This is a genomic window from Pseudoalteromonas translucida KMM 520 (genome assembly GCF_001465295.1).
GTDB classification, from domain to species: domain Bacteria; phylum Pseudomonadota; class Gammaproteobacteria; order Enterobacterales; family Alteromonadaceae; genus Pseudoalteromonas; species Pseudoalteromonas translucida.
This window is the reverse complement of sequence record NZ_CP011034.1, coordinates 819,567-833,062: the sequence shown is the minus strand read 5'-3', so window position 1 is coordinate 833,062 and position 13,496 is coordinate 819,567. Positions and strand designations below refer to the sequence as shown.

Below are 13,496 nucleotides of genomic sequence, written 5' to 3'. Positions count from 1 at the left end.
ACATTGTTAAATAATTGTATCAACAAAACTTTTTAAACTGTTACACTCTGTTGATAAATCAATAAAAAAATGGAAAAACAATGAGCAATAATAAATTTAGACTCGTCACCCGCAGCGATTTTGACGGCCTAGTATGCGCCGTATTGTTAAAAGACTTAGACCTAATTGATGACATTTTATTTGTACATCCTAAAGACATGCAAGATGGTAAAATAGCTATCACCGCCAACGATATCACCACCAACCTTCCCTACGTCGCAGGCTGCCATGTAGCGTTTGATCACCACCTTAGTGAAACAGTGCGTAATGCAAGCAACATTAAAAATCATGTTATTGACCCACAAGCACCATCGGCAGCCCGTGTTGTTTATGATTATTATGGCGGCGCAGAAAAATTCCCTACTATTTCAGCCCAAATGATGGACGCAGTAGATAAAGGCGATGCCGCACAATTTTCAAAAGACGAAATACTCAACCCAAGCGACTGGGTACTTATGAACTTTATTATGGATGCACGTACCGGACTTGGTCGCTTCCGTGACTTTAAAATTTCGAACTACCAACTAATGATGAAACTAATTGATGCCTGTAAAGACCAAGGCATTGATGAAATATTACAAATGGAAGACGTAGCCGAACGTGTTGCTTTATATAATGAGCATAACGAGCAAGCTAAGCAACAAATAGCCCGCTGCGCCAAAGTTCACAACAACTTAGTGATCCTTGATTTAACGCAAGAAGAAACAATATACGCCACCAACCGCTTTGTTATTTATGCCATGTACCCCAACTGCAATATCTCAATTCATAAAATGTGGGGACTTAAAAAGCAAAATGTGGTTTACGCCATTGGTAAATCAATCACTAATCGTAGCTCAAACACCAACGTCGGCGAACTATGCCTTAAATACAATGGCGGCGGCCACTTAAATGCCGGCACCTGCCAAGTAGAAACCAGCAAAGCCGATACTGTATTGAGTGAACTAATTGAAACAATTACAAATGATGGCTAGGCTCTAGGTTCTGCTGACTTTAAACGAGTAAATTTACGTTTACTCGCTTTTTTATTGCGCATTGCAGGTAAAGTACTTTTAGAAAATCACTCACTAAAAAGTTAAAGCCTTACTTTAGATTTGTGAATAACCGCAGTCAGTTAGCATCACATTTACATTCTGTTTTATGGTTAGCTTAGAGTGAAAGATAATCACTCACAATATAAGGATTTTTACTTAAATTTAATTAGATGTTGAAAATACAGAAGTATTAATAAGCTCTATTAAATTGAATGCCTGAGTTAGCACTGCTACATATGTGCTACACAGAAACAGAAAGGTCAACGGGGTAAATCATAACTCATTGATTTCATTGGTAGCCCCTGCAAGAATCGAACTTGCAACTGCCCCTTAGGAGGGGGCCGTTATATCCATTTAACTAAGAGGCCTAAACTGAAGCTAAAATTATAACGGCATTGTCTTTTTTGGATCAAGTGCAAACTGTGTTTAATTACTTGATAAGTAGATATCTTCTTTGTTTAAAACGTATCTTGGTATAAATTTTCGGCTACTGGCAACGACTTTTTTATTATTTACGTTTATAACTCGGGTATTCACTGTAACGCCATTAGCGCGGTATATTAACGTACCACCAAGTACATGGCTTGCCATATGCTTTTTGCTGAGATTTTTTATGTCTCGTGAAAAAACAAAGTCGCCGCGACGATTTACGTTTATTGCATCACTCGTTTTAAAATCAACCACCCCATAACCAAACTTTTGTAGTTGATGAATGAGTGTTTCTGATATTTGGTTACCCAGCTGGTTGCTGTTATTTAAGGTGGCATCTAAATCGACTATGCTTGTTACCGCTATATTTATGCTCTCCTCAAGCTCACTGCCAGACTCTAGAGTGTCGACTAAATCAAGCGCCATTTGCTCTACATAATTAACCAAAGTTTTATGGTGTTTAAGGGGGGTAAATTGAGTGCTATCAACCTCGGTATGAACCGTTTCTGTTTGCACTACTTTAAGCATTTCATTTAAATCATAACTTATATTATCGTTAGTCGAGGGGTTAACTTCTGTTCGACTTGATGAGCAACCAACTAAAAATAGTAAAGTAATAATAATGAAATTTAAATTATGCTGCATAACTACCTCACTTACCTACTTGTTTAAGCATAATGCCATCGGTTCTGTAACTACTATTAAGTGCATCTACCACTGACTGAGGAATAAAGCCTTGTGCTGTTCCTACTACGGCTTTACTGGCTAAGCCAATAATACGTGCATTTACAAGCACACCACCTTGATGGCTTACTAAAGTGCCGGCTAAAACATAGTTAAAGTTTTGATCTTGGTTGAGCTCAAGGTAGTCGCGGCTAAATACAAAATCGCCGCTTGGAGTTACGCGCATATAATCGGTAGTTTTAAAGTCGATAACTGGTATGCCAAAGCTGTGTAGTTCATGCATGAAACTTTCGGAAATTTGATTTCCTAACAAACTTGCGTCGTTGTAATCATCATCTAAAAACACAAAGCTTGAAACTGCCAGTGGTGTTTTTTCGTTCACATATTGTAGGTTTTCTACCATATTTTGCATTATGCCACGCACATAATGATTAATATTTTTACGCGATGGCGTGCTCGATTTTGAATAATTAGTATGTTGCATTAACCCCGACTGATATACCTGGTTGTCGGTCATTGGAGCTGCCACTGCGCGCTCGCCATTAGCCAATTGTACTGAGTTGTTTTTATTTTTTTGTGTGGTGTCTGAGTTCATGCCTGTTAGCATTTGTGAGCACCCAAAGCCCAATGGCAAACATAATGTAAGTAATAGCTTTTTCATTTTGTGCTCCTAATTAGTATTCGCTGCGATATAAGTTATTATCGCGTTGCTGAACTTTTTCACTGCCCCACATTACATTAATCGGGATTTCGGTACTGCCAGCTGATAAAACGTGTTTATTGTTAATATTAACCAGTCGGGCATTAACAATATAAGCGTGTTGCTGGCGTGTAACTGTGCCGGTAATAATTAAGTCAATATTCTGACGTTCGCGCAGTTGAGTTATATCTCTGCTAAGCACGCTATCGGCGTTAGATGCTAAATTTATATTATTACTTAAACGGTACTCAACGGTGTTATATCCCAATTGAGTGAATTGCGTTAGCAGGCTTTCTTGAATTTGTTGGCTTAAACCTTCAGCTTGGCCGCTGGGAAGCTTTGAATCTAGCGCGTTTGCGTAATAAAAGCTGCTTACCCCAATGCGAGAATTACCGCTTAAAGGTCCTTTAAAGTGACTAAGCTGATAAGTTAAGTTATTTACGTAGTCGTTAACCGTATAAGGTGCCATGGCTGCTTTACGCGCAGTTGTGCTTACACTTGGCTCAGGCTGTGGTGTTAAGCTACATGCTGCTAAGTTTACTAATAATAACGGTAATAAAAGGCGCATAGTTGCCATCCTCAAAAAACATACAAAAGATAAAGCAAGTACTGTGCCGCCCCTTTATCTATTTATAACTTTAGTGGCTGATCTGTGTAATGACTAACAATACAATTAACTTGCTGTAGCTTAAGCTTATTGCAATCTATGTTCGCATTTTTTTGATATTGGTATGCACCTAGCTTTAAACGATAATAAGTAACACCGTTAATTTTTATCGTTTCTACATTTGCAATAAATTCCCCGTGAAATAACTCAGCTGCATTTGCTTTTATTTCATTAAAGCTTTGAACTAGTCGCGCATGTTCAGTTACCGCTGCAACTTGTAAAGAAAAAAGAGGTTGCGTGTATTCCTCTATTTGTTCCACTGGAGCAACTGCATCTGTTGCAGTTGCTTTATTAGCTTCAGCCTCTGCTGTTATTACTGGTTGACTTACATTGCTACTGTTTACTGCCGATTCTCTTTGTGCCACCGCATTCAATTGGCTTATTAATAACTTTAGGTCTTGCTCTATAATTAATAGACGCTCTACGCCCGCTTTAGCTTGCTGCCACTGCTGTGACGAGGCTTTTAATTGATCTAATTCTTCAGCTGAAATAGTAACCTCGGTTTGAGTAGTAACTTTATCTAACGTTTCCACTTTTTGCTCAGTACTACTACAACCCGATATAAAAGCAGTGCCTATACATACTATTATAATTAAAAATCGTTTGTAAAAATTAACATTTTGCATAGTTAAACCTTGTTGATTTTAATGGCTAATTAGTTGTGCTTGCACTTCGCAGCTTAAGCCTTTAATTTGCAGTTCATTACATACTTGCTCGAGTTTACCTTGTTCTGAATCTGCGTATGCTATAGCTAATATATAACGTTTTTGCTGTTTATCCTTTATGTAAAATGCTTCTCGCTTTGACGCAGCAGGCAAGTGCTGTTTTATTAACTGGTAATACGCTTTCATTATAGGTAACGATGAAAAACGCCCCGCGTTAGCAATATAAGCTGGCTTTTTGGCTTTTTCTTTAAGCTCAAAGTCTACGCCCATTACTACTTCACCTTGCGCTGGTAAGTTCACCATAATTTGTTGTGTATCTTTAAGTGCTTTACGCTCTTTAAACTCATCATCAATTACGGCTTTATATTCACCAGGGCGTAAATCAGTAAATAAATAATAACCGTCGTAAGCAGCTTGTGTTTGCGCCACTTGTTTGCCCTGCTGGTCAAGTAACTTAATTGTGGCGAATGGTTGCACTTCGCTGGGCTTACCATCATGCTGTTTATATACCGTGCCCTCTATTTCACTACTATTGTTAAGCGGTATTTCCATGTATTCAACAAAGCCCGCACGCGGTGTTATTGAAAAACCATCGTTAGCGGCAACTAAAAAAGGCTCGTTAATGCTACCGGGCTCAATCACTATATCAGTGGTTAAATTGGCTGGCATACCCGATAATAAAGCGATACCGTGCTCATCAGTTATCGCTCTTCGGTAATTTTGTAGCCCTTTAACTTTGATCCCTTCTAAATTTTGCTCACCATCGTCATAAATACCATTATTATTTTCATCAAGATAAACATGTACCATTAAAGAGCCCGACTGAACTAAACTGCGGTTATTAACAAAGTAGTTGTTGTTTTTAGTGTCATACCCTAGGCTAAAGCGACCAAATAAACCGATACGCCAATTATCCTCACTATCGTAATTAAAATTACTATTTAAGCTAAACAGCTGAGCTTGCCAATTTAATCCTAACTCAACAAACTTAATGTTATCTTCTAGCTGGTGTGTTAATTTTAATTCTGCTTGTAAATTAGAGCTTAGGTTACGGCTAAACTCCGTTTCGTAACTCGTAACTTCACTTTCTGGTTTAATTTCGTAGTTAACACCGAAACGCGTGCTCAATCGTCCAAAACGTTTTTGCAACCGGCTACTACCAAAAAAGGTATCATTATCTGACCACTGTAAATTATTATTAAACGAATAGCCGCTATTATAGTAGTTTAAGCTATTTCCAAATCTAAGAATGCTTTGTTGAGTATCACTACTTATATGTGACGCCGTGTTTTGATAACTTAAATGGCCATAATTATTTTGCATAACATTACCCGATACAAATAACTCATAAGCGTCTATATCGTTATATAAATTACTCTGCTGGCTAGCATTTAATAATGATGCTTTTCGCATACTAAAGCGCACAGATTGTCCGGCAAGCTCAGTTCTGGCTGCAAGTTCAAGCTCTTTTTCACTGTCATTACTTTTTTCATAATCTAAATTAATTAATACACGATTAAAAATACTTAAATTAGAGCCAAACGCATAATTATTTTGACTCTCTGCGTTATCACTTTTTAGAGCCGATATCCCCGCATAAACAGAAAAATAGTCAGTTACCCCCTGCTCATAGCGACCTGCTAACAACCAGCCTTGTTGATCGTTGAAGTAATTGGGAGTTGTGAGGAGCTGCTCGCCCTCTTGGGTTAATGAAAGTTCATAAAAGCCTTCTCCCTCATTTAAGCTATTACCGTCAATTAAATACTCTTCAACTTTGCGCTCTACTTGTCCCTGTGGCCCGTAAAATATAAGCTCAAACGTATTAGTCCCAAACAGTAAATCTATATTTTCAAAAAGATAGCGCCCATCAGGTAAACTAAGCTGCTGATCAATTAAAATTTTATTCCGATATAGCTCTACATCCCAACCAGCCTGTATTGCACCGGTTAAGTTTATTTGATTACTATTTACCTTTTTATACAACGGTTTGTTATTTACTTTAACTCCACGTGCGTAGTTACTAGTAAAATTACTTCCTATTTGCGTAGAAAGTACATCACCAAACTCTATACTAGTGGCATTTAATGGCCCTAATAAGCTTGCGCTTGTATCTTCACGGCTAAAAGATAAACGTGAATCCCTAATATCATCGCCATTTTGTCCAGCAAGGTAGTATTCACTTTTTAAATAAGCGAGATCTTGCGAGCCTAAAATTGAGTAATTTAAAGAACTATTCGATTTAGTTGCAGAATAACTAAGCTGGAAATCAGCTACAGGTGCAGATACTGCTTGGTAAGGACTGGCTTTCCAAGGTAATGTGGGCTCTAAACTATCAGTATTTTTTGATATTTTTCTCTCTTCGCGCTGTAGTCTTTGCTCGATTGGTAATTGTTGTTTAGGAGAAAGCCTAAGCTCCAAGGAACTAAAGTTTAGCTTTGAATTTAACTCAAACCAATTATTTAAAAGCGCTGAATCAATAAATATATCACCAGCATCAAGGTAGTAATCTTGCTCAGATAGTGGGTAAAGCTCGCCTTTTATAACGACTGTTTTATTAGTTAAATCCAGCTCAAAACGATTGTTTTGTGAAATATACCAACCTTTTGCAGTTAAATTTTCGTTATTAATTGCTATGGCAAAATTAAGTTGCTCAAACAAGCTATTAAGCTCAAGCCAAGCGCCTTTATCGCTTTTTATAGCAATTAATTCACCTAAATAATATTGACGTAAGTACGCTGAAAAAAACAACAGTTCTCCCACAGGAATTCCTGCGTTTTTATCACCACTACTATTAATTAGTGTGGCTTGCTCTTTACTGTGAACAGTATTAACCTGCTCAGAAGTTAAAGCTTGCCATTTTTTTTCAATATTAACTAAAGTGTTATACACAGCATCTGTTTTATTTACAGATGCCTGCACACCAAAACCTAATACAAGTAAAATTAAGCTTACACTCCATGTGAAATGCATTTTTAAAATCAGTTTAATAGTCCTAATGATCCTACATTAATATTAACTATTTTCTCGGCAAACTTGGTACCTTGATATTCTTTTAAACCGGAATACACGATACGCAATTTACCAGGCCCTTTAATTGTATTTTTTTCAAATAGACTTAACGTCAATCTAGCCAATGGTACTTCAGCGTAAATACTATAGTCGTTAATCATAGACACTTTAATTTCTTCACTACTATTACTTGCTTGGTAAAAAGCTTCAACTTTACCAAAAGCACTATAATTTCCTGTTTTCGCAAGCGAAACAAGTAATGCGCTATTTTTTTGATTTTTTATTACTTCAACAGATTCAATATCTACTTCAGGTATTTTAGCCCCTTGGCGTAATATAATTGGTATGGAGTAACTCAAAATCATATTAATTGTGATACCCATTCCTTGTTTATTACTTTTAGTTTCATTAGGTAGGGCTTTAAATAATAAATGCGAACGATACTCTTTATCGTCTAAGCCTCTAGGTTTCCTAAGTGCAAGCTTTACTATTTGTCGCTCACCAGGAGCTAGGCGCACCTGTGACGGGCTCATACGTACCATATTGCTCAATGATGAAGAAGGTGTCTGCCCATCAGTTAGGGTAATGTATCCACCTTCTGGTTTTGCTGTTTTTTCCTGCCATTCTAAACGGTATGTCTGATATTCATCGCCATTGTTTATAACGATCACTTTGGCAACGCGTTGGCGTTCATCAAAAGAAATACGAGTTGGGGAGATAAGTAAATTGGCTTGGCTATTAAAGCTTATGAATAGCTGGCTGGCACACGCAAGTATAAAAAAAAGTTTAAATAAATTCATTGTGAAATTGCTCTTAATACGAAATTGTTAGTTCAATTGTGGTGCTGTAGTTATCGTCTATATATGGTTGCCCGTCGCCACTGGTGCTTAACTGCCCCCCAACCTTTAAAACCCCCATGCCATATGCGTTTGTTGTTACAGAAGAAGCATAAATGACACTGTTAAGTATAAAAGCGTTTCCACCATTCACTCTACTAAGGGATGGATATACACCTGTATCACTTATGTTTAATTGTACTCGTGCCCCGAATCCCTCAAAAAGCAATTCTGCAGGATGTCCACTTTGCATTAAATGTATATTGGTTGTCGAACTACTGCCACTTGGTAAAAGAGTGATTGAGCTACTAGGTGTATTTTTTACGACAACAATCGTACCGAAGTTTAGAGGTTCAAGAACGGTCACCTGAGCAAGTGCCTGAACGCAAAAAAAAGCACTCAGTAATAAAATAAGTTTTAGCACAAAGTGCCTGCCATTAAGGCAGGCAAATACTATTAATAATCTAATATTAATGTGAATGTACCACTGTAATCGCCGTCAATGTAATCACTTGAAGGGGTTGTTGCATCTGTAGTTAATGTTGCACCCATATTAAATGTAGCAGCGCCTGTAGAGTCAACTTGAATAGCTGTTGTTGCTGCACTATTTGGGTTTGCGCCTGTTAATACGTAGTAAGTAGGAGTACTAAGTGTAAAGCCTGCAGTACCTGCAGGAGCTGTTACCGGAGAAATAGCACCCGTTACACCTGTCGCATCAATTGTTAGTGTTGCAAAAGGAGAAACTCCAGACACTGAAAAAGAAGCTGGCGTACCTGCTGTAAGTACTGCAATTTCTGCGCCCGCACCTGAAGCAGCTGTTTTTGATGATGTTGCAGGGTTGGCTGCAAGAACAAGCGTCGCTGTATCGGTTGTAGCTGTATCTGCTGTAGCACGAATAGTACCAAAATCTAAATCTGCAGTACTTTGAAAAGTAAATGCATTTTGAACAGTTACACCTGCGTTAAATGTCGCAGTTTCTGCCGAAGCACCAAAAGCAAGTAAAGCAACAGATGCAGCCAGTGTAGTTTTAGTTAATAATTTTTTCATATTCATTCCTTAGATATGTTTTCATAAACCTTACATTTAGGTTAAATTAATTATCGACCAAAATCATTATATGTTTAGGATTATTTCATACTTTTTTAAAAAATTTATAAAATCGCTTTTTTAATTCAATAAATACAGCTTATTGTTTATTAAACATTTTCTCCAGCAAAAGGAGATAACTTACAGGCTAGGTCTATTTTAGATAAGATTCGACAAAAAATGATGGCATCTTGCTTATTATTAAATGGCCCAGCGATTAACTGATGCAACACTATGTTGGGCTTTGAAAGAGTGTTTACTTTATATTGAAACGCTTTAAAAATTAAAGGGTATGCTTTTTGAAGCCTTTGCGAAGTAAGTATTGCTAAATCTTTTTTTAAGTAACTACCTAAATTCACGGCATAAGTAGATTGCTGTGGGGTAGTTAAAGTTGTTTGGGCTGTTTCTTGTATATTCTGTTCACTTGTACCATGTTCAACTAATTTAACACCTGTACGCATATTTTCAGGTACTGTCTCTAAATCTGCTTGTAGGGATAGCGCTTGAACTAACATTAATAGCTCACTTTCAATTTCGCTTAAACGCGTTATTTTATCTTTATTAGCGTCCCATTGTTCTAGGTAAGGTTTTATTTCTTCCATGCGTACTATGTCATTTAACTGTGTGGCGTCAGTATTTTGATTACTACACCCTGCAACTAAAATAACTAAAATACATATTAAAAACAGTCTGTTCAATTTTATTCAGCCATATTAATTTACTTACAAACTATAAAGCAAAAAATATACCACAAAATTAAATAAAATTATAACTACAGCTTTACCGGTTTATCTGTGTAGTTACTTACTATGCAGTCGAGTTTATAAAGTTTAAACACGTCGCAATCGGCTTGGGCATTTTTAAAGTTTTGATACACGCCTAACTTTAATCGATAGTAGGTTTTATTATTAACATTTGCTGTTTCAACATTGGTGCGAATTTTATCTCTAAATAACGGCGCGGCTTGCTCATTGAGTTCTTGCCATGCTTTAACTAAGTCTTTTTCGGAATCGAGCGACGCAACTTGTAATGCAAAAACTTGCTTTGGAGTATTTAATTTTACCGTTGGTTTTGTACTATAAGCTGGTTTAATTGCTTGCTGAGCAGTGCTCGAGTAGCGTTGTTTGCGCGTGGGGCGATTATAATGATTGCGAGCTTTTTGACTAGACTGCGCAATTGCTTTGCTATTTATAATATCTATATGGTTTACCAAATAGGTAATATCTTTTTCTAGCTTTAAAAGTCGTTCAATCCCAGAGCGGGCTTGCTGCCATTGCATTGCGGCATCTTTTAGTTGCGCCAGCTCTAATGCAGTAATAGACACATATTCAGGCGAGTCGTTTATTGGCTCTACTAATACCGTTTTGTTGGGCGCAGTTGCACAAGCAGTACTAAACAAGAGTATAAGCAAACTCAATATTAAAGTATTATTTTTTTTATATTTAAACATGCATTCGCGGCCCTGAAAGTAGTGTAAGTACACTTACATTTCAGTTAAACATTCTTATAAGTAAGCGTTTAACTTTATTAATTGTGCTTGGATATATTACCTAGTTTATTTTATACCAATAATTACTGAAGCAATTAATGTGCTTTTTAGCTTAGCAGTCAATAAATTAAACAATAGTTAACACAAACATTACATCATAATTTACAGCGTGTCTGCAGTTATAATTTTTTTATCGCCAAATACAACGATATTAACGACTATAAAACAAAAAAGACGCCATATAGGCGTCTTTTAGTTACTTTTATAAAAAGCAGGAATGTTAAATTAATGTTTTAATAAACGTTTTTAACTCGTCAGCAAATTCTTCACGACGTAGTGCAAACTCAATAGTTGCTTTAAGATAACCAATTTTACTACCACAGTCGTGGCTACGCCCTTTAATTGCGTATGCATCAACAGTTTCGTGCTGCATTAGCATGGCAATAGCGTCTGTAAGCTGAATTTCGTTACCAGCACCTTGCGGTGTTTTAGCGAGTAATGGCCAAATATTTTTACTTAATACATAGCGCCCTACTACAGCAAGGTTTGATGGTGCTTCGTTAACTGGTGGCTTTTCTACCATGTTATGAATTGGCGAGCTTTCGCCTTGTTTTAGCTCAACACTGCCCAAGTCAACAACACCAAATTGATCAACTTCAGCCATTGGTACTGGCTCTACCATTATTTGGCTATGTTGAGTTTGCTCAAAGCGGCTGATCATTTCGGCTAAGTTATCTTTACTAAGATCGCTTTCCATATCATCAATTATTACATCGGGTAAAATAACCACAAATGGTTCGTTACCTATAATTGGCGCTGCACAGTTAATTGCATGCCCTAGGCCTTTGGCTTCGCCTTGGCGTACTTGAATAATAGTTACATCTTTAGGACAAATAGACTGTATTTCGGCAAGTAGCTGTCGTTTTACTCGTTTTTCTAGTGTGGCTTCAAGCTCAAAACTAGTGTCGAAGTGGTTTTCTATTGAGTTTTTACTTGAATGCGTTACCAGTACTATTTCTTTAATACCTGCAGCAACGGCTTCGTTAACTACGTATTGAATTAGTGGACGGTCAACAACCGGTAGCATTTCTTTTGGAATTGCTTTGGTGGCTGGTAACATGCGAGTTCCGAGGCCCGCTACGGGGATCACTGCTTTCATGGTGTTTTCCTTAATCTGTTTTGTTATACCGAAAATGGGTATTGAATGGCTTCGTGACACTCATAACCTGTCACTTCAAAGTCATCGCGTGTTACCCAGGTTTCTATATCGTTTAGTGATTTAATGTTTGGATTAATTTTTAACTGCGGCGATGCAAACGGCTCGCGTTTCAACTGCACATCGCGCATTAGCTCAAGCTGGTTTTCATAAATATGCGCGTTGGTTATTTTATGATACGCCTTACCCGCTTTATGCCCAGTAATTTGCGCCACTAATGCCAGTAATACAAAACACTGAATTTGATTAAAATTAAGCCCTAGCGGTACGTCGCAGCTACGCTGAATTGACGTTAAATAAAGTGTGTCACCTAATAATGAAAACGTGTGCGTGTGCATACACGGGCGTAAACAGCCAAGCTCAAATTCGCCTGGGTTGTAAAAACTAATTATTTCACCGCGATCGTCTATACCATTTTTTAAGTTATTAATTACTTTTGCTAGCTGGTCTAGCGTTGAGCCATCTGGGCGCTGCCAAGCACGCCCTTGTACGCCATAAACACGGCCCATATCGTCCTCACCTTTACGGTGCGGATTATTAAGCCAAGCGCTATTTTCGTTTGCATTTGCATCCCAGGTTTTACAGCCTATTTCGCGAAACTGTGCAGCGCTATCGTAACCACGCAAGTAACCGAGCAATTCAGCAATAGCTGCTTTGTAATAGCTTTTACGCGTAGTGATCATCGGAAACTGATTATTCGCCACATCGTATTCTAAATCGGCGTTGATCACGGTTAAACAGCGTGTGCCTGTACGTTTGTTTTCTACCCACTGGCCTTCATCAACAATACGCTGACATAATTGTAAATATTGTTTCATGGTATTTATTCTAACCCTTTACCGCTGTTTTTTGTGGTGCTTGCTTATAAGCCCAAATTAATAAGCCTAACCCGCCTACTATCATAGGCAGCGAGAGTATTTGCCCCATCGAGATAAAATCGGCAAATAAACCCAGCTGTGCATCTGGTTGGCGAAAGTACTCAATGCAAAATCTAAATATGCCGTAACCTAGTAAAAACACACCCGCTACACTCCCAGCAGGGCGAGGCTTTTTAATAAACCACTGTAAAATTAAAAATAATACTAAGCCTTCAAAAAATGCTTCGTATAGCTGCGATGGATGGCGTGCTAACGGCCCGCCGGTTGGAAATACCATAGCCCATGGTACATCGCTTACTCGACCCCAAAGCTCACCATTTATAAAGTTACCTATACGTCCCGCTAATAAACCTACCGGTACAAGCGGTGCAACAAAGTCGCCTACTTGCAGTATTGACTTTTTACGTGTCCAAGCAAAAATAACAACTGCGGTGATCACACCTAAAGTGCCACCATGAAACGACATTCCACCTTGATCTATCCTGAACAAATATAGGGGGTTTTCTATAAAATAGCTAAATTGATAAAATAATACATAACCAATACGCCCACCAAGAATTACTCCTAGCATGCCGTAAAATAGGAAATCGCCTACTTGGTCTTTAGTCCAACCTGAATTTGGTTTTGCCGCTTGGCGATTTGCAAACCACATTGCAAATGCAAAACCTATTAAATACATTAATCCGTACCAACGTACGCTTAGTGGCCCGACAGAAAATATGATCGGATCGATTACAGGAAATTCCAGTGCCATAAAAATAAAC

General features: G+C 37.8%; 14 protein-coding genes and 1 tRNA gene. 1 reads left to right on the top strand and 14 read right to left on the bottom strand.

The genetic code is table 11. The features are described from left to right. Positions 1-80 precede the first annotated feature (80 nt). Positions 81-1,013, top strand: a complete 933-nt coding sequence (locus tag PTRA_RS03850) for a hypothetical protein (protein ID WP_058372763.1) — start codon at positions 81-83, stop codon at positions 1,011-1,013. 353 nt (positions 1,014-1,366) lie between these two features. Here PTRA_RS03850 and PTRA_RS03845 read toward each other — a convergent pair. The 14 genes from PTRA_RS03845 to lgt form a co-directional block, all read right to left on the bottom strand. Beyond that, positions 1,367-1,441 (bottom strand) — tRNA-Arg (locus PTRA_RS03845). Between the two features lie 58 nt (positions 1,442-1,499). Continuing rightward, positions 1,500-2,147 (bottom strand): FlgO family outer membrane protein, encoded by a 648-nt coding sequence (locus PTRA_RS03840; RefSeq protein ID WP_058372762.1) that lies wholly within the window; start codon positions 2,145-2,147, stop codon positions 1,500-1,502. A gap of 7 nt (positions 2,148-2,154) precedes the next feature. Beyond that, the gene (locus tag PTRA_RS03835; protein WP_058372761.1) at positions 2,155-2,847 is read right to left on the bottom strand and encodes a FlgO family outer membrane protein; all 693 of its coding nucleotides are present in this window, start codon (positions 2,845-2,847) and stop codon (positions 2,155-2,157) included. A 13-nt stretch (positions 2,848-2,860) separates the two neighbouring features. Continuing rightward, positions 2,861-3,454: an LPS assembly lipoprotein LptE gene (gene lptE / locus PTRA_RS03830; protein ID WP_058372760.1), complete on the bottom strand. Its 594-nt coding sequence runs from the start codon at positions 3,452-3,454 to the stop codon at positions 2,861-2,863. A 62-nt stretch (positions 3,455-3,516) separates the two neighbouring features. Further along, positions 3,517-4,179, bottom strand: a complete 663-nt coding sequence (locus PTRA_RS03825; RefSeq protein ID WP_058372759.1) for an SPOR domain-containing protein — start codon at positions 4,177-4,179, stop codon at positions 3,517-3,519. Positions 4,180-4,197: 18 nt separating this feature from the next. Next, entirely contained in the window at positions 4,198-7,137 is a 2,940-nt protein-coding gene (locus PTRA_RS03820) for a carboxypeptidase-like regulatory domain-containing protein (protein WP_157756038.1), read from the bottom strand. Positions 7,138-7,196: 59 nt separating this feature from the next. Then, positions 7,197-8,027 (bottom strand): fimbrial biogenesis chaperone, encoded by an 831-nt coding sequence (locus PTRA_RS03815; protein ID WP_058372757.1) that lies wholly within the window; start codon positions 8,025-8,027, stop codon positions 7,197-7,199. Between the two features lie 13 nt (positions 8,028-8,040). Then, positions 8,041-8,487, bottom strand: coding sequence for a hypothetical protein (locus PTRA_RS03810; RefSeq protein WP_058372756.1), 447 nt, complete (start codon positions 8,485-8,487; stop codon positions 8,041-8,043). A gap of 32 nt (positions 8,488-8,519) precedes the next feature. Continuing rightward, positions 8,520-9,110 (bottom strand): DUF4402 domain-containing protein, encoded by a 591-nt coding sequence (locus PTRA_RS03805; RefSeq protein WP_058372755.1) that lies wholly within the window; start codon positions 9,108-9,110, stop codon positions 8,520-8,522. A gap of 149 nt (positions 9,111-9,259) precedes the next feature. Beyond that, positions 9,260-9,847 carry an SPOR domain-containing protein gene (locus PTRA_RS03800; protein ID WP_058372754.1) on the bottom strand — a complete coding sequence of 196 codons (588 nt, stop codon included), beginning with the start codon at positions 9,845-9,847 and terminating at the stop codon, positions 9,260-9,262. A 74-nt stretch (positions 9,848-9,921) separates the two neighbouring features. Continuing rightward, positions 9,922-10,599: an SPOR domain-containing protein gene (locus tag PTRA_RS03795; protein WP_058372753.1), complete on the bottom strand. Its 678-nt coding sequence runs from the start codon at positions 10,597-10,599 to the stop codon at positions 9,922-9,924. 319 nt (positions 10,600-10,918) lie between these two features. Beyond that, complete coding sequence (gene galU, locus PTRA_RS03790) at positions 10,919-11,797, bottom strand: UTP--glucose-1-phosphate uridylyltransferase GalU (RefSeq protein WP_011327445.1); 879 nt, start codon at positions 11,795-11,797, stop codon at positions 10,919-10,921. Positions 11,798-11,820: 23 nt separating this feature from the next. Then, positions 11,821-12,672 carry a thymidylate synthase gene (locus PTRA_RS03785; protein WP_011327444.1) on the bottom strand — a complete coding sequence of 284 codons (852 nt, stop codon included), beginning with the start codon at positions 12,670-12,672 and terminating at the stop codon, positions 11,821-11,823. A gap of 10 nt (positions 12,673-12,682) precedes the next feature. Beyond that, entirely contained in the window at positions 12,683-13,486 is an 804-nt protein-coding gene (lgt, locus tag PTRA_RS03780) for a prolipoprotein diacylglyceryl transferase (protein WP_058372752.1), read from the bottom strand. Positions 13,487-13,496: the final 10 nt, after the last annotated feature.